This is a genomic window from Streptomyces sp. NPDC005496 (genome assembly GCF_042872045.1).
Lineage (GTDB): Bacteria > Actinomycetota > Actinomycetes > Streptomycetales > Streptomycetaceae > Streptomyces.
This window is the reverse complement of sequence record NZ_JBIAJQ010000009.1, coordinates 320127-344190: the sequence shown is the minus strand read 5'-3', so window position 1 is coordinate 344190 and position 24064 is coordinate 320127. Positions and strand designations below refer to the sequence as shown.

Annotated in this window: 18 protein-coding genes; 9 read left to right on the top strand and 9 right to left on the bottom strand. The window is 73.5% G+C overall.

The features are described 5' to 3' along the window. Positions 1-29: 29 nt before the first annotated feature. The 4 genes from trpB (at position 30) to lgt (ending at position 4267) form a co-directional block, all read left to right on the top strand. Complete coding sequence (trpB, locus tag ACFYQQ_RS27885; RefSeq protein WP_355790934.1) at positions 30-1316, top strand: tryptophan synthase subunit beta; 1287 nt, start codon at positions 30-32, stop codon at positions 1314-1316. Then, positions 1313-2128: a tryptophan synthase subunit alpha gene (gene trpA / locus ACFYQQ_RS27880; protein ID WP_355790931.1), complete on the top strand. Its 816-nt coding sequence runs from the start codon at positions 1313-1315 to the stop codon at positions 2126-2128. Before trpB ends, trpA begins: the two co-directional genes overlap by 4 nt. 152 nt (positions 2129-2280) lie before the next feature. Continuing rightward, the gene (locus ACFYQQ_RS27875; RefSeq protein WP_355790929.1) at positions 2281-3057 is read left to right on the top strand and encodes a thioredoxin domain-containing protein; all 777 of its coding nucleotides are present in this window, start codon (positions 2281-2283) and stop codon (positions 3055-3057) included. 130 nt (positions 3058-3187) lie between these two features. Next, positions 3188-4267: a prolipoprotein diacylglyceryl transferase gene (lgt, locus tag ACFYQQ_RS27870; RefSeq protein WP_355790926.1), complete on the top strand. Its 1080-nt coding sequence runs from the start codon at positions 3188-3190 to the stop codon at positions 4265-4267. Positions 4268-4358: 91 nt separating this feature from the next. On the opposite strand, the gene ACFYQQ_RS27865 is transcribed toward lgt, so the two are convergent. From ACFYQQ_RS27865 to ACFYQQ_RS27835, 7 genes are all read right to left on the bottom strand, one after another. Beyond that, a complete protein-coding gene (locus ACFYQQ_RS27865; protein ID WP_356238916.1) occupies positions 4359-5195 on the bottom strand; it encodes a CoA ester lyase in 837 nt (278 codons plus the stop codon). Continuing rightward, entirely contained in the window at positions 5192-6493 is a 1302-nt protein-coding gene (locus ACFYQQ_RS27860; protein ID WP_388905444.1) for a CaiB/BaiF CoA transferase family protein, read from the bottom strand. The genes ACFYQQ_RS27865 and ACFYQQ_RS27860 overlap by 4 nt, the downstream gene beginning before the upstream one ends. Beyond that, positions 6490-7392 (bottom strand): ribokinase, encoded by a 903-nt coding sequence (gene rbsK, locus ACFYQQ_RS27855; protein ID WP_356170309.1) that lies wholly within the window; start codon positions 7390-7392, stop codon positions 6490-6492. The genes ACFYQQ_RS27860 and rbsK overlap by 4 nt, the downstream gene beginning before the upstream one ends. Beyond that, on the bottom strand, positions 7389-8771 hold the full coding sequence (locus tag ACFYQQ_RS27850; RefSeq protein WP_355793575.1) for an ADP-ribosylglycohydrolase family protein: 1383 nt from the start codon (positions 8769-8771) through the stop codon (positions 7389-7391). Before ACFYQQ_RS27850 ends, rbsK begins: the two co-directional genes overlap by 4 nt. Further along, complete coding sequence (locus tag ACFYQQ_RS27845; RefSeq protein ID WP_355793573.1) at positions 8759-9922, bottom strand: ADP-ribosylglycohydrolase family protein; 1164 nt, start codon at positions 9920-9922, stop codon at positions 8759-8761. Before ACFYQQ_RS27845 ends, ACFYQQ_RS27850 begins: the two co-directional genes overlap by 13 nt. Before the next feature lie 7 nt (positions 9923-9929). Next, entirely contained in the window at positions 9930-11438 is a 1509-nt protein-coding gene (locus ACFYQQ_RS27840; protein WP_388905472.1) for an ADP-ribosylglycohydrolase family protein, read from the bottom strand. 572 nt (positions 11439-12010) lie between these two features. Next, positions 12011-13102, bottom strand: a complete 1092-nt coding sequence (locus ACFYQQ_RS27835; RefSeq protein ID WP_356238921.1) for an ADP-ribosylglycohydrolase family protein — start codon at positions 13100-13102, stop codon at positions 12011-12013. 311 nt (positions 13103-13413) lie between these two features. On the opposite strand from ACFYQQ_RS27835, the gene ACFYQQ_RS27830 reads away from it, so the two are divergent. The 3 genes from ACFYQQ_RS27830 to ACFYQQ_RS27820 all read left to right on the top strand — a co-directional run bounded on the left by ACFYQQ_RS27830 (position 13414) and on the right by ACFYQQ_RS27820 (position 20553). Further along, positions 13414-14145: a VIT1/CCC1 transporter family protein gene (locus ACFYQQ_RS27830; RefSeq protein ID WP_355780975.1), complete on the top strand. Its 732-nt coding sequence runs from the start codon at positions 13414-13416 to the stop codon at positions 14143-14145. A gap of 362 nt (positions 14146-14507) precedes the next feature. Then, on the top strand, positions 14508-19100 hold the full coding sequence (gene gltB / locus ACFYQQ_RS27825) for a glutamate synthase large subunit (RefSeq protein WP_355780977.1): 4593 nt from the start codon (positions 14508-14510) through the stop codon (positions 19098-19100). Next, positions 19093-20553: a glutamate synthase subunit beta gene (locus ACFYQQ_RS27820; protein ID WP_355780980.1), complete on the top strand. Its 1461-nt coding sequence runs from the start codon at positions 19093-19095 to the stop codon at positions 20551-20553. The genes gltB and ACFYQQ_RS27820 overlap by 8 nt, the downstream gene beginning before the upstream one ends. 110 nt (positions 20554-20663) lie before the next feature. Here the strand turns inward: ACFYQQ_RS27820 and ACFYQQ_RS27815 are convergent, their stop codons facing one another. Beyond that, complete coding sequence (locus ACFYQQ_RS27815) at positions 20664-21551, bottom strand: chitosanase (protein ID WP_356170324.1); 888 nt, start codon at positions 21549-21551, stop codon at positions 20664-20666. A gap of 37 nt (positions 21552-21588) precedes the next feature. Next, positions 21589-22506, bottom strand: a complete 918-nt coding sequence (locus tag ACFYQQ_RS27810) for a rhomboid family intramembrane serine protease (protein WP_356170327.1) — start codon at positions 22504-22506, stop codon at positions 21589-21591. Between the two features lie 170 nt (positions 22507-22676). On the opposite strand from ACFYQQ_RS27810, the gene ACFYQQ_RS27805 reads away from it, so the two are divergent. Then, positions 22677-23396, top strand: coding sequence for a VWA domain-containing protein (locus tag ACFYQQ_RS27805; protein WP_355793564.1), 720 nt, complete (start codon positions 22677-22679; stop codon positions 23394-23396). Next, a complete protein-coding gene (locus tag ACFYQQ_RS27800; protein ID WP_355793562.1) occupies positions 23393-23944 on the top strand; it encodes a HutD family protein in 552 nt (183 codons plus the stop codon). Before ACFYQQ_RS27805 ends, ACFYQQ_RS27800 begins: the two co-directional genes overlap by 4 nt. The last annotated feature ends 120 nt before the right edge of the window (positions 23945-24064 follow it).

The window sequence follows — 24064 nt, the reverse complement described above, 5'->3', positions numbered from 1 at the left end:
CGGGGCAGACGCCCCAGCGAGGTATCCGCATGCCCAGCGAGTTCTTCATTCCCGACCCCGAGGGTCAGGTCCCCAGCACCGAGGGGTACTTCGGCGCGTTCGGCGGCAAGTTCATCCCGGAGGCGCTGGTCGCCGCCGTGGACGAGGTCGCCGTCGAGTACGACAAGGCCAAGGCCGACCCCGAGTTCGCCCGCGAGCTGGACGACCTGCTCGTCCACTACACGGGACGCCCGAGCTCCCTCACCGAGGTGCCGCGCTTCGCCGAACACGCGGGCGGCGCCCGGGTGTTCCTCAAGCGCGAGGACCTCAACCACACCGGCTCGCACAAGATCAACAACGTGCTCGGCCAGGCGCTGCTCACCCGGCGCATGGGCAAGACCCGCGTCATCGCCGAGACCGGGGCCGGGCAGCACGGCGTGGCCACCGCCACCGCCTGCGCCCTGTTCGGGCTCGACTGCACCATCTACATGGGCGAGATCGACACCCAGCGCCAGGCGCTGAACGTCGCCCGGATGCGGATGCTCGGCGCCGAGGTCATCGCCGTGAAGTCCGGCAGCCGCACCCTCAAGGACGCCATCAACGAGGCGTTCCGCGACTGGGTCGCCAACGTCGACCGCACCCACTACCTCTTCGGCACGGTCGCGGGCCCGCACCCCTTCCCCGCCATGGTCCGGGACTTCCACCGGGTGATCGGCGTCGAGGCCCGCCGGCAGATCCTGGAGCGCGCCGGACGGTTGCCCGACGCCGCCGTCGCCTGCGTCGGCGGCGGCTCCAACGCCATCGGCCTCTTCCACGCCTTCATCCCCGACGCGGACGTGCGCCTCATCGGCTGCGAGCCCGCCGGGCACGGCATCGAGACCGGCGAGCACGCGGCGACGCTCACCGCGGGCGAGCCCGGCATCCTGCACGGCTCGCGCTCCTACGTCCTCCAGGACGACGAGGGCCAGATCACCGAGCCGTACTCGATCTCGGCCGGTCTGGACTACCCCGGCATCGGCCCCGAGCACGCCTACCTCAAGGACAGCGGCCGCGGCGAGTACCGCGCGGTCACCGACGACGCGGCGATGCAGGCGCTGCGCCTGCTCTCCCGCACCGAGGGCATCATCCCGGCGATCGAGAGCGCGCACGCGCTGGCCGGCGCCCTGGAGGTCGGCCGGGAGCTGGGCAAGGACGGGCTGATCGTCGTCAACCTGTCCGGGCGCGGCGACAAGGACATGGACACGGCCGCCCGCTACTTCGGCCTGTACGACACCGATGCCGCCGTCCAGGCGGACGAGGCCGGCGACGGCGCGGAGATCGAGGGGGACGCCAAGTGAGCGGCAACATCCGGCTGTTGAGCGACACGCTCGCCGGCGCCAAGGCCGAGGGCCGGGCCGCCCTCATCGCCTACCTCCCGGCGGGCTTCCCGACCGTGGACGGCGGGATCGCGGCCGTCAAGGCCGTCTTCGACGGCGGCGCCGACGTCGTCGAGGTGGGGCTGCCGCACAGCGACCCCGTCCTCGACGGTCCCGTCATCCAGACCGCCGACGACATCGCCCTGCGCGGCGGCGTCAGGATCGCGGACGTGATGCGCACGGTCCGCGAGGCGCACGCGGCCACCGGGAAGCCGGTGCTCGTGATGACGTACTGGAACCCCATCGACCGCTACGGCGTCGAGCGCTTCACGGCGGAGCTGGCCGAGGCGGGCGGGGCCGGCTGCATCCTGCCCGACCTGCCGGTGCAGGAGTCGGCGCTGTGGCGGGAGCACGCCGAGAAGCACGGCCTCGCGACCGTCTTCGTCGTCGCCCCCAGCAGCAAGGACGCCCGGCTCGCCGAGATCACCGCGGCGGGCTCCGGCTTCGTCTACGCGGCCTCGCTGATGGGCGTCACCGGCACCCGCGAGTCGGTCGGCGCGCAGGCGCAGGACCTGGTGGGGCGTACCAAGGCCACCACCGACCTGCCCGTCTGTGTCGGCCTCGGTGTCTCCGACGCCCGGCAGGCCGCCGAGGTGGCCGGCTTCGCCGACGGCGTCATCGTGGGCTCGGCCTTCGTGAAGCGGATGCTGGACGCCCCCGACGAGGCGGCCGGCCTGGACGCCGTACGCGCCCTCGCGAGCGACCTGGCGAAGGGCGTGCGCCGCACCGCGTGACCCCTGCGCGCGGTGCGCGGGACGCCCGGTCCCGCGCGCCGGCGCGACGCGGACCGTCGTATACACGCACGTAAAGGACAATCCGCTCACTCGAACGGGTGGACCTCGGGCCGGGGAGGCGCGCTGCGCCTCCCCGGTTCGTTCTGCCGGATGTGAGCGAGAAGAACCGTGACGGAAAGCGCACCGCCCGCGAGCGGCTGGCGGTCGAGCGAGAGAAGCACAAGGCCGCGGAGAAGCGCCGGCGCGCGCTGATCGTGGGTGCGTCGGTGGTCTGCGTCCTTGGCCTGGCCGCGGTGGTGGGCGTCCTCGCCGCCAACGCGGGCAAGGACGACAAGAGCGACAGCGCGGGCCCCGTCGTGTCGCCCTCGGGGGCGCAGGGCAAGGACGGTCTCGCGATCCCCGTCGGCCAGGACGGCGCCAAGTCCACCCTCACGGTGTACGAGGACTTCCGCTGCCCGGCCTGCAAGTCCTTCGAGACGGTCTACCGCCCGACGATCCACGAGCTGGTGGCCGCCGGCCAGCTCAAGGTCGACTACCACCTCGCCACCCTCATCGACGGGAACATGGGCGGCAGCGGCTCCCGCCAGGCGGCCAACGCCGCGGCCTGCGCCCAGGACGCCGGGAAGTTCACCGCGTACCACGACGTCCTCTACGACAACCAGCCTCAGGAGACCGACGACGCCTACGCCGACACGGACAAGCTCATCGAGCTCGCGGGCAAGGTGGACGGGCTCGACACTCCCGCGTTCCGCGCGTGCGTGAACGACGGCACGCACGACAGCTGGGTGGTGAAGTCGAACCAGGCCTTCCAGGCCGGCCACTTCGGCGGCACGCCGACGGTCCTGTTCGGCGGCAAGAACATCTACGCGGACCGCACGATGACCCCGGCGAAGCTGAAGCAGATGGTGCAGGCGCAGAACAAGGGCTGAGCCCCCCGTCCCGCGCCGCGCGTGCGGCGCCGCCCCCGGTCTCCCGCAGGCCGGGGGCGCTCCCCGTTATGGACCCGTAGCCGGGCCGCCCGCCGTGGGCCCCGTCCGGCACGGTAGCGTCGACCCTGCCATGGAACTTGCCTACATTCCCAGCCCGTCGCGCGGGGTGCTGCACCTCGGCCCCATTCCGCTGCGCGGCTACGCGTTCTGCATCATCATCGGCGTCTTCGTGGCCGTCTGGCTCGGCAACAAGCGCTGGGTCGCCCGCGGCGGGCGTCCCGGCACGGTGGCCGACATCGCGGTCTGGGCCGTCCCGTTCGGCCTGGTCGGCGGACGGCTCTACCACGTGATCACGGACTACGAGCTGTACTTCAGCGAGGGCCGCGACTGGGTGGACGCCTTCAAGATCTGGGAGGGCGGACTCGGCATCTGGGGCGCGATCGCGCTCGGTGCCGTGGGCGCGTGGATCGGCTGCCGCCGCCGCGGCATCCCGCTGCCCGCGTGGGCGGACGCCCTCGCGCCCGGCATCGTCTTCGCCCAGGCCATCGGCCGCTGGGGCAACTGGTTCAACCAGGAGCTGTACGGGCGGGAGACGTCGCTCCCCTGGGCGCTGCACATCACGTCCTCGACGGACGGCCGGGTACCGGGCTACTACCACCCGACGTTCCTGTACGAGTCGCTGTGGTGCGTCGGTGTCGGATTCCTGGTCATCTGGGCCGACCGCCGCTTCAAGCTCGGGCACGGCCGGGCGTTCGCGCTGTACGTCGCGGCGTACTGCGTGGGCCGCGGCTGGATCGAGTACATGCGCGTCGACGACGCCCACCACTTCCTGGGCCTGCGCCTGAACGACTGGACCGCGATGGTGGTCTTCGTCCTCGCGGTGGTCTACATCATCCTCTCGGCGCGGCTGCGGCCCGGACGCGAGGAGGTCGTCGAGCCCGGCGCCGGACCGGACGACTCCGGTGACGGTGACGGTGACGGCAAGGGCGACGGAGTCGGCGACGGTGACGACGCGACCGGCCCCGAGGCCGTCGACCTCGGCAAGAAGGCCGACGGCGGGACCTCGGAGACGTCCGGCGGGAAGGCCGCCGGGAAGTCCGACGAGTCCACCGGCACGTCCGGGTCCGCGAAGCAGGACGAGGACACGGCGGACGGCGCCGGAGCGGCCTCGGCGACGAAGGACGAGGCCGGGTCGGCCAAGAAGAGCTGACGCACAGCGCCGCGGGACGGAGGGCACCGGATCACGGATCCGGTGCCCTCCGTCCGTGTGCCGGGCGGGGAACGCCGCGGGCCCGGACGCCTCACCCGCGGCGGCGGGCCAGCGCCAGCGTCCGCTGGGCGCCCGCCACCACGGCCGCGTCGACGAAACGGCCGTCGGGCAGGGCCTGCGCCCCCGGATGGGCGGCGGCCGCCTTCAGGACCGCCTCCGCCGACTCGGTCTCCTCCGGGGTCGGGAGATACGCCCGCTCGATGACGGGCAGCTGCCGCGGATGGATGGCGGCGCGTCCGAGGAAGCCCAGCGCGCGCCCGTGGGCACAGGACACGGCCAGCCCGTCCAGGTCCCGGATGTCCGGGTAGATCGACTGGGTGGGCGGCGCCAGACCCGCGGCCCGGGCGGCCACGACCACCCGGGAGCGCGCCCAGTCGAGACCCGCGTCCTCCCGTACGCCGAGGTCCGCCCGCAGGTCCGCCTCGCCGAGCGCGATGCCACGCAGGGCGTGGTGCGAGGACGCGACCGCGAACGCCTGCTCCACACCGAGGGCCGACTCCAGCAGGGCGTACAGCCGCGGGGCCCCGCCCTCGGCGGGCACGGCGCCCTCCGCCACCCGCACGACGTCCCGCGGCGAGACCACCTTCGGCAGCCGCAGACCGGACAGGCCGGGGAGCCGGGCGAGCAGGTCCAGGTCGGCCTCGGCCAGCGGGCCGTCCAGGGCGTTCACCCGGACGTGGACCGGGACCGGCGGGACCTCGGAGAGCAGGTCCGCCGTGGCCTCGCGGGCGTACTCCTTGCGGTCGGGGGCGACCGCGTCCTCCAGGTCGACGATGACGACGTCCGCGCCGCTGCCGAGCGCCTTGGCCACCACCTCGGGACGGTCCCCGGGCACGTACAGCCAGGTGAGCAGGGGTTCCGGGGTCACAGGGCGCCCTCCGCCCGCAGACCGTCGATCTCCGGCTCCGTCAGGCCGAGTTCGGTGAGCACCGCCCGGGTGTCCGCGCCGTGCGGACGGCCCGCCCAGCGGATCGCGCCGGGGGTCTCGGAGAGCCGGAAGAGGACGTTCTGCATGCGCAGCGGGCCCAGTTCGGGGTCGTCGACGGTGGTGATGCTGTCCAGGGCCGCGTACTGCGGGTCCGCCATGACGTCCCGGACGTCCTGGACGGGCGCCACCGCCGCCTCCGCCTTCTCGAACGCCTCCAGGACCTCCTCACGGGTGTGGCGGGCGATCCAGGTGCCGACGGCCTCGTCCAGGACGTCCGCGTTGCGGGCCCGCTCCGCGCCCGTCGCGAACCACGGTTCGTCGATCAGCTCCGGGCGCCCCACCAGCCGCATCAGCCGCTCGGCGACCGACTGCGCCGACGTGGACACCGCGACCCACATGCCGTCGGCCGTGCGGTAGGTGTTGCGCGGCGCGTTGTTGGCGGAGCGGTTGCCGGTACGGGGCTGGACGTGGCCGAGCTGGTCGTACCAGAGGGGCTGCGGGCCGACGACGGTGAGGATCGGCTCGATGATCGCCATGTCGACCACCTGGCCCGCGCCCGTGCGGTCCCGGGCCGTCAGCGCCGTCATCACCGCGTACGCCGTCGTCAGGCCGGCGATCGAGTCGGCCAGCCCGAACGGCGGCAGGGTCGGCGGGGCGCCCGGTTCGCCGGTGATCGCGGCGAACCCGCTCATCGCCTCCGCCAGCGTGCCGAAGCCGGGGCGGTGCGCGTACGGGCCGAACTGGCCGAAGCCGGTGACCCGGGCGAGCACCAGCCGCGGATTGACGGCCGACAGCTCCTCCCAGCCGAGGCCCCACTTCTCCAGGGTGCCGGGGCGGAAGTTCTCGACGACCACGTCGGCGGTCGCGGCGAGGCGGAGCAGGGTGTCCCGGCCGCCGGGGCTCGACAGGTCGAGGGTGATCGCGCGCTTGTTGCGCCCGAGGAGCTTCCACCACAGGCCGACGCCGTCCTTGGAGGGCCCGTGGCCCCGGGACGGGTCCGGTCTGTCCGGATGCTCGATCTTGATCACCTCGGCGCCGAAGTCGCCCAGCATGGTGGCGGCCAGGGGTCCGGCGAAGAGGGTCGCGAGGTCGAGGACGCGCAGGCCGGTCAGCGGCCCGTCCCGCGTCGGCGTACCGGCACCGGACCGACGCGCGGCGTCCGGACTCCCTTCCGCGCCGTCTTCCGGGCCGGTGCCCGGGGTGTGCCGCGCGGCGCCGTGCTCCGTCCCGGCGCTCATGACGCGGGCCGCGACGCCTGGGCGTCGATCTCGGAACGGCAGGGCATCGAGGACGAGGCGCCCGGCCGCTGCACCGACAGCGCGGCGGCCGCGGAGGCCCAGGCGAGGGCGGACCCCATCGGCCGGCCCTCGGCGATCGCGACGGCGAGGGTGCCGACGAAGGTGTCGCCCGCGCCGGTGGTGTCCACCGCCGTCACCCGCGGCGCCGGGACGCTGATCGGGTCGTGGTCCCGGGCGACGTACAGGCTGCCTCCCGCGCCCATCGTGACGATCACGGCCGGGACCCGGGCGAGCAGGGCCTTGGCCGCCTCCCGGGGCTCGGTGACCCCGCCGAGCGCGACGGCCTCGTGCTGGTTGGCGACCAGCAGGTCGACCGCGTCCAGCAGTTCGGGCGGCAGCGGCCGGACGGGGGAGGGGGTGAGGATCGTGCGGACTCCGTGGGCGCGGGCGGCCTCGGCACCGGCGATCACCGCCGCGAGCGGGATCTCCAGCTGGAGCAGCAGCGCGTCGGCGGCGGCGATGAGGGCCTCGTCGCCGGGGGCCAGGTGGTCGACGGTGCCGTTGGCGCCGGGGATGACGACGATGGCGTTGGCACCCTCGTCGTCCACGACGATGTGCGCGGTGCCGGACGGGCCCTCGGTGGTGCGCAGATGGTCGGTGTCCACGCCCGAGTGTTCGAGGGTGGCGCGCAGTCCGGCGCCGAACGTGTCGGAGCCGACCGCGCCGATCATCGAGACGTCGGCGCCCGCGTGGGCCGCGGCGATGGCCTGGTTGGCGCCCTTGCCGCCGGGGATCGTGCGGAACTCCCGGCCCGTCACGGTCTCCCCGCGCCGCGGGGCCTTGGCGACGTAGGCGACGAGGTCCATGTTCGTGCTGCCGAGCACGGCGATGAGGGTCATGGGCGGCAGGCCTCCTGACGGTTCTGGTGGTGGGTGAGCTGGGCGAGGGTGTCGAAGCCGACGCCGTCGAAGTCGGCGACCGAGGTGGCCAGCCGGTTCTTCAGGGGCGCGGTCCACCGCTCCGGCAGGGCGGCGGGGTCGCGCGCCAGCAGGCCCGCGACGCTGCCCGCCGTCGCGCCGTTGGAGTCGGTGTCCCAGCCGCCCGACACCGCGCGGCAGACGGAGCCGGTGAAGTCGCCGTCCGCGTGGGTGAGCGCGGCGGCGATCAGCGCGGTGTTGGGGACGGCGTGCACCCAGTGGTAGGCGCCGTGCGTGGCGTGCAGTTCGTCCACGACCGTCTCGAAGTCCGCCGTCGTACGGGCGAGTTCGACGGCGTGGCGGACCGCTCCGGCCAGCCGGGAGCCGGCCGGGACGACGGCGAGTCCGGCGGCCAGGCAGGCGTGCACGTCGCTCCGGCCGCCGGCCGCCTCGGCGATGACGGCCGCCGCGAACATCGCCGCGTAGACGCCGTTCGCCGTGTGGGTCAGGACGGCGTCCCGGTGGGACTGTGCGGCGGCGGCCGCCGGGTTCCCGGGGTTCGTCCAGCCGTGGACGTCCGCGCGGATCAGCGCGCCGATCCATTCGCGGAACGGGTTGCGGTGCCGGGCCGTGCGCGGGGGTTCCACACCGCTGAGGAGGTTGCGGTACGCGACGCGCTCCGCGGTGAACGTGCGGCCCGCCGGAAGTTCGTCCAGCCAGAGGCGGGCCACGTCGGCGGTGGTGAAGCCGCGGCCGTACCGCTGGAGCAACAGCACGTTCAGCAACGGGTAGTTGAGGTCGTCGTCCTCCGGCATGCCGTCGATGTTCTCGGCGAGGGAGTTCGGCGCGGAGCGCTTGTTCCAGGGGTGGGCCGCCGTCAGTCCGGGTGGCAGCCCGCGGGCCGTGAACCACGTGCTCAGGGGCCAGTTGCCGGTGGCCCGGGCCCGTTCGCGGATCGCGTGCAGGGGGAGCTTCTCCACGGGTCTGCCCAGCAGGCAGCCGACGGCCCGGCCGAGCCAGGCCGCCTCCAGCGCGAGCGGGCCCGGCCCCTCCGCCGGGGCGTCGGCCGCGTCGCGGGCGGGCCAGTCGGGGCAGCGGTCCCTGATCCCGTCGAGCCCGGTCGGCTCCCGGTCCGCCAGGGCGCCGGGCAGGTCGGCCAGTTCGTCGAGCAGGTCCTCGGCGAGGACACGCAGATAGGGGGAGACCGGAGCAGTCGAGGCGCCCGCCCGCTCGGGGGCCTCATGGCCGCCCGCCGCCCGCCAGCGGGCCGCGACGGCGGCCGCCTCGCGGCCGTCCTCGGCCGCCTGGCGCAGTTCGTGGCCGAGGAGGTCCTCGGGCTGCACCCACGTCAGCCGGAGCATGGCGCCCCCGTGAGCGCGCCGAACGCCGCCTCGTGGGCCCGCCGCCGCCGTACGTCCCGGCCGAAGATCTCGCGGGCGACCTCCGCGAGGGCCGTCGCGGGCGCGTGCAGGTCGAGACGGCTCGCCTCGGCGACCGTCTTCGCCCAGTCCTCGGGGACCGCCGAACCCAGGGCGCCGGCGAGGGCGCCGGACATCGTGGCGATGGAGTCGCAGTCCCGGCCGTAGTTGACCGAGCCCAGCACGGCGTGCCGGTAGTCGCCGTCGGCGACCACCAACATGCCCAGGGCGACCGGGAGTTCCTCGATCGCGTGCAGGCGGGAGGGGCGGCGGGCACCGAGCGAGGGGGAGCGGTAGTCCGGGCCGACCGTGTCGTAGGGGGCGACCGCCTCGCGCAGCGGCCGCAGCGCCGACTCGAAGTCCGTGTGCCGGGCGGCGACTTCGCAGACCGCCTCGACGGCGGCCCGCGTCCCGTCCTTGGCGAGGGCGAGGCACGCCTCGACGACCGAGGCGGGGGTGGCCCCGGGAACGCACGCCGCGGCGACCGCCGCCGCGAAGACGCCCGCCGCCTCGCGGCCGTACGACGACTGGTGGGCGCCGGCGACGTCCAGCGCCTCGGCGTACGCGGCGGCGGGATTGCCCGCGTTGACCAGGCCGACCGGCGCCATGTACATCGCCGCGCCGCAGTTGACGATGTTCCCGGTGCCGGCCTCTCGCGGGTCGACGTGCCCGTAGTGGAGCCGGGCCACCAGCCACTTCTCGGCGAGGAAGATCCGCTGGAGGGGGAGGGCCTCAGCCTCCAGCTCGGGGATCCAGCGCGGGGTGCCCATCAGGTCCGGGACCAGGTGCTCGGCGACCGCGTAGGCGTCGAGGTGGTCGCGGACCGCGGTGTACACGCGGACCAGGGCGTGGGTCATCAGGGTGTCGTCGGTGACGTGCCCGTCGCCCTTGTGGTACGGGGCGATCGGGCGGGCGGTGCGCCAGGTGTCGCCGTTCCAGGGGCCGACGACGCCGTGCACGCGGCCGCCGTGACGTTCGAGGATCTGCTCCGGGGCGTAGCCCTCGACCGGCCCGCCGAGGGCGTCGCCGACGGCGGCTCCGACGAGGGCCCCGGTGATCCGTTCTTCCAGGGTTTCCGTGGTGGTGGGCGTCATGCCCGAATCATCCCCCCGGTGTGCTCAGTTCCGTGGCTGCCAGGAGTCCGGCGAGTTCCACCAGGTCGGTGCCCGTGAGGCGGGGCAGGGCGCAGCCGGAGAGCGTGCGGCAGGCGTCCCGCCAGGCCGCGGGGATCGTGTCGCCGCCGCCGAGCGCGCCGGTCAGCGCGCCCACCAGGGCGGGGGCGGAGTCGGCGACCCGGGACAGGCACGCGGCGGCGGGCACCGCCTCGGCGATCCGGCCCCGCGCGGCGGTCGCGAGGGCGAGGGCGACCGGGACGGTCTCGGCGGCGGCGATGCCGTAGCTGTAGACGTGGTCGACGATCTGGTGCTCCAGCAGGGGGACCAGGCCGAAGGTGCTGTCGGCGCCATGGGCGAGGGCGATCGCGTGCCGGGCGTTGCGTCCGATCTCCGTCGCCTCCGGCAGCTCCGCGAGCGCGGCCGTCACGCAGGCGTCGACGTGCGCCCCGGTCAGGGCGAGCGCGAGCGCGGCGGCCATGGCGCGGGCGCCGTGCACACCGTCGCCGTCCTGGGTGTAGCGGGCGTCGAACTCGGCGAGTTCCGCGGCGAGTCCGGGCTCGCCGGGATGGGCCACGGCGAGCACGCAGGCGCGTACGCAGGCCGCGTCGTCGAAGTAGTGCGGGTTGTCGTGGCCGGTGGCGGGCGGGCGCAGACCGGCGGCGAGGTTGCCGAGGCCGGCCCGGACGGAGATCCGGGCACGCAGCGGCAGGACGGCCGACTCGACCTCCGGGGCGCGTTCGGCCGCGGCGGCGACCTCGCCGGCGACGGCGTTCCACGCCAGGTCGATGGCGGCGCGCATCCGGCGCTCCCGGCTGAGGTCGCCGAGGGCGCCGGCGTCCCCGGCCCGCAGGACCGCCTCCGCCGCGAAGGCCGCCCACTCGGCGTCGTCCGACGGGCCGAGCCGCAGTGGCTCGGGCGGCTGGTTCAGGGCGATCGGCACGGGCAGCGTCGTGGTGGCGTTCTGCTCCGCGAAGGTGTCCAGCTCACGGGTCAGCCGCCGGGTCCACTCGGGCATCCGCGCGGCCCGGTGCCGGGCCGCGGGCCATCCGGCGGCGTCCCCGGCGGCCAGCCCGAGCAACAGCCCCTCGACACGCCGCACCGCCACCCCACTCCGGACACCCCCCGCCGGACCGACCCCGCCCCCGGGAACCGCCTTGAGGAGGATGACGAGCGGGGGGCCGGGGTGGGGCGCGGGGGTGCCGTCGGTCGGGATGGCCGACGTGGTCACCAGGGTGGTGAGAGGCGGGCGGGAGAGGGCCGAGGGGGCGTCTTCGGCCGGGTCGACGGGGAAAGCCGCCGGGAGGGTGACTGCCGGGTCGGCGTGGGACACGGAGGCGCCGCCGGTCGGCGCGGTCACGAGGGCGGTGAGGGGTGGGCCGGGGGGAGCCGAGGGGAAGTCCTCGCCCGGGACTGCGGGGAGGGCCGCCGGGAGGGTGACTTCCTGGCCGGGACGGAGCGCGGGGGTGTCGTCGCTGAGGGTGGCCGGCGGCGTCACGAGGGCGGTGAGGACCGGGCCGGGGAGGGGTGTGTGGGAATCCTCGGGCAGGTCGGCAAGCGGCGGCCCGGGGAGGGCGGGAGCGGAATCCTCGCCCGGCACGGCGGGGACGGGCTCCGCGATGGTGACTGCCGGGTCGGCGTGGGTCGATGGGGCGTCGCCGGTCGGCGCGGTCACGAGGGCGGTGAGGGGTGGGCCGGGGGGAGCCGAGGGGGCGCCCTCGGTCAGGGCGGGGAGCGGTGGGCCGGGGAGATTCGAGAGGGCGCCCTCGGGCAGCGTGGGGAGCGGTGGGCCCGGGGGAGCCGAGAGTGCGTCCTTGGTCGGGGCGGGGAGCGGTGAGGGGGCGTCCCTGCCCGGGGCCGCCAGGCCGGTCGCCGGGGTGGTGAGCGGCGGGTCTGTTCGTGGTGGAGGGGTCTCCTCGGCCCGGGGTGAGGCCGAGGCGTCGGCCGGGGGGCCGGGGTGTGTCGCCGGGGTGTCGTCGGTGAGCGCCGGGGTCGTCGGGTCGAGGGGAAGTGCGGCGGGGGCGTCGGACGCCGCGCCCTCGCCGGGCTCGTCTCCCACCAGGCCGGGCGTCACGGCCGCACCCCGTCGGTGCCTGCCGCGCCGCGACGCGGGTCCTCGGCGGCGCGGGCCGAGGGGCCGGAGGCGTCCGCGGCCCACCTCTCGTCGTCGTCCGGGGTCAGCAGCTCCGCCACGTCCAGCACGTGGTGGCCCGCCATGGACGGCAGGCAGCTGCCCCGCGCCGGCCCGATGGCGGCCGCCCACTCGGCCGGCACGGAGCGGGCGCCACCCGTGGCGCCGGCCAGCGCCCCGGCCACCGCGGCCGTCGTGTCCGCGTCGCGCCCCATGTTCACGGCCGTGAGGACGGATCCCGTGAAGTCGCCGTCGGCCGCTGCGTACGCGCCGAAGGCGAGGGCGACGGCTTCCGGGGCCAGGTCCGTCCACGGGTAGCCGCCGATGACTACCGCGGAGCGGACCGCGCGTTCGCCCCGGTGGGCGACCGCGACCGCGCGCCGCAGGGACCGGGCCGTCCAGGAGTCGTCCGGGATCACCGCGAGGGCGCAGGCCACGACGGCGATGGTCGGCGCCCCGGTCATCGCCGCCGCGACCCCCGCCGCCACCGCCTGGCCGCCGTAGATGCCCTCGCCCTCGTGGCTGACCGAACCGTCGATCGCCACGAGGCGGGCCGCCTCCGCCGGACGCCCCGCCGCGAAGACGCCGAAGGGGGCCGCGCGCATCGCGAGACCGTCGCTCCAGGCGTGCCGGTGCTGGGCGGAGATCGGCGCCGCCAGCCCCCGGCGCAGGTTCTCCAGGGTGCCCCGTTCGCTGAACCCGGCGCCCCGGAACGGCCCCTCGTCGCGGTCGGCGATCCACTGGTGCCAGGCCGTCTCGACATGGTGCACGGTGAGGGCCGAGCCGTGGCGGGCCAGCAGCAGCCCGGAGAAGATCGCGTACTCGGTGTCGTCGGTGCCGGCCGGGTGCTCGGCGACGTAGCCGGTGATCCGGCCCCACCGCGCCCGGATCTCGGACGGCTTCATGTTCTCGGCGGGCGCCCCGAGCGCGTCCCCGACGGCGAGCCCGAGCAGTGCGCCGCGCGCCCGGTCGCGCAGCGCGGCGGCGTCCTGGGGCGCCGGGACCGAGGGAATGCAGGCGATGGAAGCCATACGGTGCCTCTCTCTCGCGGCTCCCGACACGGCGCGCGGAGCCACAGCGCGGAACCGTGTGCGGCACCAGGGCGCGGAACCGTGCGCGGAACCCTTTGCGGATCTGTCCCACCGGAACGGTTCGGCACTGCCTCGCGGCCCGCAGCGTCACCCGGTCGACAGCTGTGCGGAGTGATCCACGGATGAGCGTCCGAGGGGCAAAGGCGCAGGTTAGCCCAGCCTTTCCTTGCTGGCGGGCGCGAAATTCGGGGCGTACCTTTGTTGTTGTCGAAAAGTAGAACTCGTCCAAAACGCCTGCCTGGGGGACCGCGATGGCCATCATCGACACCGAAGCCGCACTGCACGAAGCCCACCGCGACAACCACACGCACCGCGACGTCACCGGCGGCTGGCTCCGCCCCGCCGTGTTCGGCGCGATGGACGGACTCGTCTCCAACCTCGCCCTCATGACCGGCGTCGCCGGCGGGTCCGTCGCCCACCAGACGATCGTCATCACCGGTCTCGCGGGCCTCGCGGCCGGCGCCTTCTCGATGGCCGCGGGCGAGTACACCTCGGTCGCCTCCCAGCGTGAGCTGGTCGAGGCGGAACTCGACGTCGAGCGGCGCGAGTTGCGCAAGCACCCGCAGGACGAGGAGCGCGAGCTCGCCGAGCTGTACGAGGCACGCGGCGTCGAGCCGGAGCTCGCCAGGGAGGTCGCCAGGCAGCTGTCGCGCGACCCCGAGCAGGCGCTGGAGATACACGCCCGCGAGGAGCTCGGCATCGACCCGGGCGATCTGCCCTCGCCGTCCGTCGCCGCCGTGTCCAGCTTCGGCTCCTTCGCCCTGGGCGCCCTGCTCCCCGTCCTGCCGTACCTGCTGGGCGCGACCGCGCTGTGGCCCGCGCTGGTGCTGGCGCTCATCGGGCTCTTCGCGTGCGGCGCCGTGGTGGCCCGGGTGACGGCGCGTTCGTGGTGGTACAGCGGGCTGCGGCAGCTCGCTCTCGGTGGTGCCGCGGCGGGTGTGACGTACGTCCTGGGCAGCTGGTTCGGTACGGCCGTAGGATAAGGCGCGACGGACTTATGCAAGGGACTGCATAAGTAGTCGTTACTCGGCGGTTTCGAACGCTTAACCACTGGGCATGACCCGTAAGCGCGTGGGCAACGAGGCCCGCGCCGCACCCTGCGCGACGGGCGACGACGCCCGCCGGGCCCGGGTCCGAGGACATCGATCTGTCCGCCGGGACCCCCACACTCCACCGCCGTGCGCGGTACCCCCGCCGCGACCGCGGTGTCCGCATGTTGGAACGAAGTATCCGGTTCCCGAGAACCGCCCCATCATGTAACCTGCACGAAATTTTGCACTCCACCGCAGAGGGCCAACGTCGTCCCTCGGCAATCGCATATGCCACGACGACGACGGGAGAGCCGATGCGTACGCCGCGCCAGCCGTCCCAGCACTCCACGAATGGCCAGAACTGGTCCTTCATGGATGCTCGCCCTGCTGCCCAGGGTATGTACGACCCCCGCAACGAGCACGACGCCTGCGGCGTCGGCTTCGTGGCCACCCTCACCGGCGAGGCGAGCCATGCGCTGGTCGAGCAGGCGCTCACGGTTCTGCGCAACCTGGAGCACCGCGGTGCCACCGGCTCCGAGCCCGACTCGGGCGACGGCGCCGGCATCCTGTCCCAGGTCCCGGACGCCTTCTTCCGTGAGGTGGCGGCCTTCGAGCTGCCCGAGGCCGGTTCGTACGCGGTCGGTATCGCCTTCCTGCCCGAGCACGGCGCCGACGCCGCCGTCTCACAGATCGAGACGTTCGCCGCGGAGGAGGGCCTCACCGTCCTCGGCTGGCGCGAGGTCCCGGTCGCCCCGCAGCTGCTCGGCGCCACCGCCCGCTCGACGATGCCCGCCTTCCGTCAGCTCTTCGTGAGCGACGGCACCAGCGCGGGGATCGAGCTCGACCGCAAGGCGTTCGTGCTGCGCAAGCGCGCCGAGCGCGAGGCCGGTGTCTACTTCCCGTCCCTGTCGGCCCGCACCATCGTCTACAAGGGCATGCTGACCACCGGCCAGCTGGAGCCCTTCTTCCCGGACCTGTCCGACCGCCGCTTCGCCTCCGCGATCGCGCTCGTGCACTCCCGGTTCTCCACCAACACCTTCCCGAGCTGGCCGCTCGCCCACCCGTACCGCTTCGTCGCGCACAACGGCGAGATCAACACGGTCAAGGGCAACCGGAACTGGATGAAGGCCCGCGAGTCGCAGCTCGTCTCCGACCTGTTCGGCAGCGACAAGCTCGACCGCATCTTCCCCGTCTGTACGCCGGACGCCTCCGACTCGGCGTCCTTCGACGAGGTCCTCGAACTGCTGCACCTCGGCGGCCGCTCGCTGCCGCACTCCGTGCTGATGATGATCCCGGAGGCCTGGGAGAACCACGCCTCCATGGACCCGGCCCGCCGCGCGTTCTACCAGTACCACGCCACGCAGATGGAGCCCTGGGACGGTCCCGCCTGCGTCACCTTCACCGACGGCACCCAGGTCGGCGCGGTCCTCGACCGCAACGGCCTGCGCCCCGGCCGCTACTGGGTCACCGACGACGGCCTCGTCGTCCTCGGCTCCGAGGTCGGCGTCCTCGACATCGACCCCGCGAAGGTCGTCCGCAAGGGCCGCCTCCAGCCCGGCCGCATGTTCCTCGTGGACACCGCCGAGCACCGCATCATCGAGGACGACGAGATCAAGGCCGCCCTCGCCGCCGAGAAGCCCTACGCGGAGTGGCTGGAGGCCGGCGAGATCGAGCTGTCCGACCTGCCCGAGCGCGAGCACATCGTGCACACGCACGCCTCGGTCACCCGCCGCCAGCAGACCTTCGGCTACACCGAGGAGGAGCTGCGCGTCATCGTCGCGCCGATGGCCCGGGCCGCCGCCGAGCCGATCGGCTCGATGGGCACGGACACCCCCATCGCCGCGCTCTCGCAGCGCCCGCGCCTGCTCTTCGACTACTTCACGCAGCTGTTCGCGCAGGTCACCAACCCGCCGCTGGACGCCATCCGCGAGGAGCTCGTCACCTCGCTGCGCTCCTCGCTGGGCCCGCAGGGCAACCTCCTGGAGCCGACCGCCGCGTCCTGCCGCAGCGTCACCCTCCCGTTCCCGGTGATCGACAACGACGAGCTGGCCAAGCTCATCCACATCAACGCCGACGGCGACATGCCGGGCATGAAGGCCGCGACGCTCTCCGGCCTGTACCGGGTCTCCGGCGGCGGCGACTCGCTGGCCGCCCGGATCGAGGAGATCTGCGCCGAGGCCGACGCCGCCATCGAGAACGGCGCCCGGCTGATCGTCCTGTCCGACCGGCACTCCGACGCCGAGCACGCGCCGATCCCCTCGCTGCTGCTCACCGCGGCCGTCCACCACCACCTCATCCGCACCAAGCAGCGCACCCAGGTGGGCCTGCTGGTCGAGGCCGGCGACGTCCGCGAGGTCCACCACGTGGCCCTCCTCATCGGCTACGGCGCCGCCGCCGTCAACCCGTACCTGGCCATGGAGTCCGTCGAGGACCTGGTCCGCGCGGGCACCTTCCTGGAGGGCATCGAGCCCGAGCAGGCCATCCGCAACCTGATCTACGCCCTCGGCAAGGGCGTCCTGAAGGTCATGTCCAAGATGGGCATCTCGACCGTCGCCTCCTACCGCGGCGCCCAGGTCTTCGAGGCCGTCGGCCTGGACCAGGCCTTCGTCGAGAAGTACTTCAACGGCACCGCGACGAAGATCGGCGGCGCCGGTCTCGACGTCATCGCCAAGGAGGTCGCCGCCCGCCACGCCAAGGCGTACCCGGCCTCCGGCATCGCGCCCGCGCACCGCGCCCTGGAGATAGGGGGCGAGTACCAGTGGCGCCGCGAGGGCGAGCCGCACCTGTTCGACCCGGAGACGGTCTTCCGCCTCCAGCACTCCACGCGCACCCGCCGCTACGACATCTTCAAGAAGTACACGGAGCGCGTGAACGAGCAGTCCGAGCGCCTGATGACGCTGCGCGGCCTGTTCGGCTTCACCTCCGGCCGCGAGCCGATCTCCGTCGACGAGGTCGAGCCGGTCAGCGAGATCGTCAAGCGCTTCTCCACCGGCGCCATGTCGTACGGCTCCATCTCCAAGGAGGCGCACGAGACCCTCGCCATCGCCATGAACCAGCTGGGCGGCAAGTCCAACACCGGTGAGGGCGGCGAGGACGCGGACCGGCTGTACGACCCCGCGCGCCGTTCGTCGATCAAGCAGGTCGCCTCCGGCCGCTTCGGCGTCACCTCCGAGTACCTGGTCAACGCCGACGACATCCAGATCAAGATGGCGCAGGGCGCCAAGCCCGGCGAGGGCGGCCAGCTGCCCGGCCACAAGGTCTACCCCTGGGTCGCCAAGACCCGGCACAGCACCCCCGGCGTCGGTCTGATCTCCCCGCCGCCGCACCACGACATCTACTCCATCGAAGACCTCGCCCAGCTGATCCACGACCTGAAGAACGCGAACCCGCAGGCGCGGATCCACGTGAAGCTGGTCTCCGAGGTCGGCGTCGGCACGGTCGCCGCGGGTGTCTCCAAGGCGCACGCGGACGTGGTGCTCATCTCCGGCCACGACGGCGGGACGGGCGCCTCCCCGCTCACCTCGCTCAAGCACGCGGGCGGCCCCTGGGAGCTCGGCCTCGCCGAGACCCAGCAGACGCTGCTGCTCAACGGCCTGCGCGACCGCATCGTCGTGCAGACCGACGGCCAGCTGAAGACCGGCCGCGACGTCGTCATCGCCGCGCTGCTCGGCGCCGAGGAGTTCGGTTTCGCGACCGCGCCCCTCGTCGTCTCCGGCTGCGTCATGATGCGCGTCTGCCACCTGGACACCTGCCCCGTCGGCATCGCCACCCAGAACCCGGTGCTGCGCGACCGGTTCGCCGGCAAGGCCGAGTACATCGTCAACTTCTTCCAGTTCATCGCCGAGGAGGTCCGCGAGATCCTCGCCGAGCTGGGCTTCCGCTCCATCGAGGAGGCCGTCGGCCACGCGGAGGCGCTCGACGTCACCCGTGCCGTCGACCACTGGAAGGCGCAGGGCCTGGACCTGTCCCCGCTGTTCTACGTGCCCGAACTGCCCGAGGGCGCCGCGCTGCACCAGGTGATCGCGCAGGACCACGGCCTGGAGAAGGCGCTGGACAACGAGCTGATCAGGCTCGCCGGCGACGCACTGGCCGCGAACTCCCAGGCCGACGCCCGCCCGGTCCGCGCCCAGGTCCCGATCCGCAACATCAACCGCACGGTCGGCACCATGCTCGGCCACGAGGTGACGAAGAAGTTCGGCGGCGCGGGCCTGCCCGACGACACCATCGACATCACCTTCACCGGTTCCGCGGGCCAGTCCTTCGGCGCCTTCCTGCCGCGCGGTGTCACGCTGCGCCTGGAGGGCGACGCCAACGACTACGTCGGCAAGGGCCTGTCCGGCGGCCGGGTGATCGTCCGTCCCGACCGGGGCGCCGACCACCTCGCCGAGTACTCCACCATCGCGGGCAACACGATCGCGTACGGCGCGACCGGCGGCGAGCTGTTCCTGCGCGGCCGCACCGGCGAGCGCTTCTGCGTCCGCAACTCCGGCGCCACCGTGGTCTCCGAGGGCGTGGGCGACCACGGCTGCGAGTACATGACCGGCGGTCACGCTGTCGTCCTCGGCGAGACGGGCCGCAACTTCGCGGCCGGCATGTCCGGCGGCGTCGCGTACGTCATCGACCTGGACCGCGACAACGTGAACGTGGGGAACGTGGACGCCGTCGAGGCCCTCGACGACGCCGACAAGCAGTGGCTGCACGACGTGGTGCGCCGCCACCAGGAGGAGACGGGCTCGACCGTCGCCGAGAAGCTCCTGGCCGAGTGGGACACCGCGGTGGACCGCTTCAGCAAGATCATCCCCAGCACGTACAAGGCAGTGCTCGCCGCCAAGGACGCCGCCGAGCGAGCCGGTCTCTCCGAGACCGAGATCACCGAGAAGATGATGGAGGCGGCGACCAATGGCTGATCCCAAGGGCTTTCTCAACCACGGCCGCGAGGTCGCGCGCAGCCGCCCCGTCGAGGAGCGCGTGCGCGACTGGAACGAGGTCTACGTTCCCGGCTCGCTGCTGCCGATCATCCCCACGCAGGCCTCGCGCTGCATGGACTGCGGCATCCCGTTCTGCCACAACGGCTGTCCGCTCGGGAACCTCATCCCCGAGTGGAACGACTACGCCTACCGCGAGGACTGGCAGGCGGCGTCCGAGCGCCTGCACGCGACCAACAACTTCCCGGAGTTCACCGGCCGCCTGTGCCCGGCTCCGTGCGAGTCGGCCTGCGTGCTCGGCATCAACCAGCCCGCGGTGACCATCAAGAACGTCGAGGTCTCGATCATCGACAAGGCGTGGGACACCGGGGACGTCAACCCCCAGATCCCCGAGCGCCTCAGCGGCAAGACCGTCGCCGTCGTCGGCTCCGGCCCCGCGGGTCTCGCCGCCGCCCAGCAGCTGACCCGGGCCGGCCACACCGTCGCGGTGTACGAGCGCGCCGACCGCGTCGGGGGCCTGCTGCGGTACGGCATCCCCGAGTTCAAGATGGAGAAGCGGCACATCAACCGGCGTATCGAGCAGATGCGCGCGGAGGGCACCCGCTTCCGGACCGGCATCGAGATCGGCCGCGACCTCAAGGCGACGGACCTGCGCAAGCGGTACGACGCCGTGGTCGTCGCCGCCGGTGCCACCACCGCCCGCGACCTGCCCGTCCCGGGCCGCGAACTGAACGGCATCCACCAGGCGATGGAGTACCTGCCCCTCGCCAACAAGGTGCAGGAGGGCGACTACGTGGCGCCCCCGATCACCGCCGAGGGCAAGCACGTCGTCGTGATCGGCGGCGGGGACACCGGAGCCGACTGCGTGGGCACCGCCCACCGCCAGGGCGCCGCCTCCGTCACGCAGCTGGAGATCATGCCGAGGCCCGGCGAGGACCGCGCCCCGCACCAGCCGTGGCCGACCTTCCCGATGCTGTACAAGGTCACCTCCGCGCACGAGGAGGGCGGTGAGCGGGTCTACTCCGTCAACACCACCCACTTCGAGGGCGACGAGGACGGCAACGTCCAGTGGCTGCACCTCGTCGAGGTGGAGTTCGTCGACGGCAAGCTCACCCAGAAGCCGGGCACGGAGCGGAAGATCCCGGCCCAGCTGGTGACGCTGGCGATGGGATTCACGGGCACGGACGTCCAGAACGGCCTGGTCTCGCAGTTCGGCCTGGAGCTCGACGAGCGCGGCAACATCGCCCGCGACGGCGACTACCACACCAACGTGCCCGGCGTCTTCGTCGCCGGTGACGCGGGCCGCGGCCAGTCGCTCATCGTCTGGGCCATCGCGGAGGGCCGCTCGGCCGCCCGCGGGGTCGACCGCTTCCTGACCGGGGCCAGCGACCTGCCGGCCCCGATCCGCCCGACGGACCGCTCACTGATGGTCTGACGCCCCACCCCACAGTCGTCCCGCACAAAGGCGTGCGGAACTGAACGCGGCGCCTGCCCCGTCCCCGACCGGACCTGGGCGGGCGCCGTGGTGCGTCCGGGGACCCTCCGCTACTCCACCTCGTACGTCTCCCCGTACACCCGCCACTTCAGCGGGGTGTCCAGGTCCAGGTTGCCGTCGTACAGGAAGCGGCGCTGGGCGGTGTCGATGCGGCTGGTGTCGCGGTGGTCGGGGGAGGCCTTCATGGCGCGGCGGCGGATGTCCAGGAAGATGTCGAGGTACGCCTTCTCGGAGCCGCCCTCGGCCGGGGTGTCCGCCTGTGCGACGGCCCTCTCGCGCATGCCGTCGAAGCCGTCGGGGCCCCGCCCGGCGCCGTGCATGACCATCGCGTCGTAGTAGACGAACTGGCCGAGCGTGCCGAGCCCGTCGAGCTTCGCGCGCCGTACCGCCGGGTCGAAGTACAAGCGGTCCCGCTCCCGGTCCTGGACCTCGCGGAACGCCGGGACGCGCGCCTGCGCCTTCCAGGCCGTCGTGAACCCGGGCCCGAGGCCGCGGTGGGAGTCGGTGCCGTCGACCTCGCGCAGCGCGGGCAGATAGCGGGCGAGCGGGTTGCCGGGGTTCCTCTCCGTGTAGCGCTCCACCACGGTGAGCAGGTCGTGGGTGCCGGAGCAGAAGCCGACGATGCCCGCGGTGTAGCCCCGGCCGTCCCCGATGTCCTCGATGTAGCCGTACTGGCCGCGCCAGTCGAGCGTGGAGTTCTCGGCGCTCGCCACCAACTGCTGGGCCAGCTCCTTCTTGTCCGGTGCGGCGAGGCCGGCCGGCCGGGGTGCGGTCCGGCCGCCGCCCGCCTCGGGGCCGGCGGACGGAGCGGCGGGCCGCGACGCGGTCGCACCGCCCTTGCCGTCCCGCGTGCCTCCGTGATCGGGCAGCGCGCACCAGAGGGCCGCCGCGGCCGCGAGGGGGACGGTGGCCCACAGCAGGCCGACGGCACGTTTCATGCCGCACAGGGTACGGCGGGCCGGCGCCCCGCCGCGCTCAGGCCAGTCGGGTCGCCAGGTCCGACTGCTTGACCACCGCCAGCACCACCAGGAGCGCCAGCAGTGCCACGCAGGCCGCGGCCTGCACCGGCGCCCGGTGGCGTCCGCGGGGCGCGTAGGCGTACGCGAGGGTCACCGCGCCGCCCGTCAGCAGACCGCCGAGGTGGCCCTGCCAGGACGTCAGGCCCGCCGAGATCAGCAGCCACAGCAGCAGACTCCCGATGAACTGGTTGACCTGCCGCATGTCCCCGCCGATCCGGCGGGACGTCACGTAGTACGCGGCGCCCACTCCGAAGATCGCGCCCGAGGCGCCGACCACGGCGACGTACGGCGCGATCAGCAGCACCAGGACCGAGCCGCCGAGGGCCGACAGCAGATACAGGGCGAGGTAGCGGACGCGGCCGAGCCGGGCCTCCACGACGGCGCCCAGGCTCCACAGCGAGGCCATGTTCATCACGATGTGCAGGATGCCGAACGGGGTCTCCGTGGCGGGCAGATGGAGGAACGCGCCGGTCAGCAGCCGGTACCACTCCCCGGCGATCACGCCCTCCGGGTGGTAGCCGGCCGGGTAGCCGTCCAGCCAGAGGTAGTGCTCACCCGCCGACGAGAGGCCGGCGCCTAGCATCTGGAAGCGGCTCGTCACGTCGGAGCGCGCCAACTGGGCCAGGTAGGCCAGCACGTTGAGCGCGATCAGCACGTACGTCACCACGGGCACCGTCGAGACCCGGCCGCCGAAGACGGTCCGGGCCTGCCGGATCGACCGCGCGCCCTCCCGCACGCACTCGACGCACTGGTGGCCGACGGCCGCCTCCCGCATGCAGTCGGGGCAGATGTAGCGGTCGCAGCGGGTGCAGCGGACGTGCGACTCCACCTTGGGATGGCGGTAGCAGGTGGTGACGGTGGACTCGGACTCCACGCCGGCTCCTCACAGGTACGGGTGACACGGGGACGGTGAGCCGGTGGGGTCGGCGGCGAACAAAATAGCGAACGCAGGTCAGAGGCCCGGAAGGGGGGCCGTCCGGGTCGGCGCGGTGGCGTAATCTCGGCATGCGCGTGACCGGGGAGCGCGGCGAGAGGGGAGCCCGTATGGCGGGGATCAGTCTGAGCAAGGTGCAGGAGACGGCGCCCGCGCTGGTCAGCCTGTACAAGACCGCGGGGGCGTCCCTCACCAAGTACGGACTGGACGGGCAGCGGGCCGCCGTCTACCTCGTCGTCGACTACTCGGGCTCCATGAAGCCGTACTACAAGGACGGCAGCGTGCAGGCGCTCGCCGACCGGGTGCTCGGTCTCGCGGCCCACTTCGACGACGACGGCACGGTCCCGGTCGTCTTCTTCTCGACCGACATCGACGCGGTGACCGACATCGCGCTCGTCAACCACCGGGGCCGCATCGAGCGGATCGCGGCCGGGCTCGGCCACATGGGCAAGACCAGTTACCACCTGGCGATGGACGCGGTCATCGATCTCCACCTGGACAGCGGCGCCAAGGACCCGGCGCTCGTCGTCTTCCAGACCGACGGCGGCCCCATCAACAAGCTCGCCGCCGAGCGGTACCTGTGCAAGGCGGCCGAACTCCCGCTGTTCTGGCAGTTCGTCGGCTTCGGCGACCCGGGCAGCAGGCAGTTCGACTTCCTGCGCAGGCTGGACGACCTGGCCGTCCCGCAGAAGCGCTCCGTCGACAACGCCGGCTTCTTCCACGCCGGTTCGGATCCGCGCGCGGTGTCCGACGCCGAACTGTACGACCGTCTCGTGGGCGAGTTCCCGCAGTGGCTGGCCGCGGCGCGGGCGCGCGGCATCGTACGGTGACCCGGCTGCTGCCCGCCTCCGCACGCACCCCCGTGCCCTGGCGCGACGGCGGCGGTGTCACGCGTGAGATCGCCGCCTGGCCACCGGGCGCGGACATGACCGGCTTCGTCTGGCGCGTGAGCCTGGCCGACGTCGGCGCGGACGGTCCGTTCTCCGCGTTCCCCGGCGTCGACCGCACACTGACCGTGGTCGAGGGCGCCGGGATGGACCTCACGGTGGGCGGCGAGCGGCGGCTCGTCGACGCCCGCCTCGTGCCGCAGCACTTCCGGGGCGACGTGCCGACCCACTGCCGGCTGATCGACGGACCGGTCGTGAACCTCAACGTCATGTGGCGCAGGGACGGCGGCCGTCCGGCTCCGACCGTCGCGGTGGTCCGGGGCCGGCTGCCCCTGCCCGCCGCGCCCGTGCTGGTCGTCGCGCTCGACGGGAGCGCCGAGGTGGCGGGGACAGTCCTCGGCCCGTACGACGCCGTCCTGCTGACCGGCACGGACACCGTGCTGCACACCAGGGGCAGCGCCGCCGTCGTCGGCAACGTCCCGCAGCACTGACGCCGCCCGCCGTACGCACCAACTCGCTTTCGTGCGAGCCCCGTTGCCTGGCGGGGTCCTCGTGCCACCCTGAGAAGGTCCGAGGGGAGCGGCGATGGACGCGACGGAGACCTCAGCCGG

Excerpts from the sequence above, each read along its gene's own strand:
- trpB (WP_355790934.1), top strand. The coding sequence starts at position 30 with ATGCCCAGCGAGTTCTTCATTCCCGACCCCGAGGGTCAGGTCCCCAGC.
- lgt (WP_355790926.1), top strand. The coding sequence starts at position 3,188 with ATGGAACTTGCCTACATTCCCAGCCCGTCGCGCGGGGTGCTGCACCTC.
- ACFYQQ_RS27860 (WP_388905444.1), bottom strand. The coding sequence starts at position 6,493 with ATGAGCGCCGGGACGGAGCACGGCGCCGCGCGGCACACCCCGGGCACC.
- rbsK (WP_356170309.1), bottom strand. The coding sequence starts at position 7,392 with ATGACCCTCATCGCCGTGCTCGGCAGCACGAACATGGACCTCGTCGCC.
- ACFYQQ_RS27850 (WP_355793575.1), bottom strand. The coding sequence starts at position 8,771 with ATGCTCCGGCTGACGTGGGTGCAGCCCGAGGACCTCCTCGGCCACGAA.
- ACFYQQ_RS27845 (WP_355793573.1), bottom strand. The coding sequence starts at position 9,922 with ATGACGCCCACCACCACGGAAACCCTGGAAGAACGGATCACCGGGGCC.
- ACFYQQ_RS27835 (WP_356238921.1), bottom strand. The coding sequence starts at position 13,102 with ATGGCTTCCATCGCCTGCATTCCCTCGGTCCCGGCGCCCCAGGACGCC.
- ACFYQQ_RS27830 (WP_355780975.1), top strand. The coding sequence starts at position 13,414 with ATGGCCATCATCGACACCGAAGCCGCACTGCACGAAGCCCACCGCGAC.
- gltB (WP_355780977.1), top strand. The coding sequence starts at position 14,508 with ATGCGTACGCCGCGCCAGCCGTCCCAGCACTCCACGAATGGCCAGAAC.
- ACFYQQ_RS27820 (WP_355780980.1), top strand. The coding sequence starts at position 19,093 with ATGGCTGATCCCAAGGGCTTTCTCAACCACGGCCGCGAGGTCGCGCGC.
- ACFYQQ_RS27815 (WP_356170324.1), bottom strand. The coding sequence starts at position 21,551 with ATGAAACGTGCCGTCGGCCTGCTGTGGGCCACCGTCCCCCTCGCGGCC.
- ACFYQQ_RS27805 (WP_355793564.1), top strand. The coding sequence starts at position 22,677 with ATGGCGGGGATCAGTCTGAGCAAGGTGCAGGAGACGGCGCCCGCGCTG.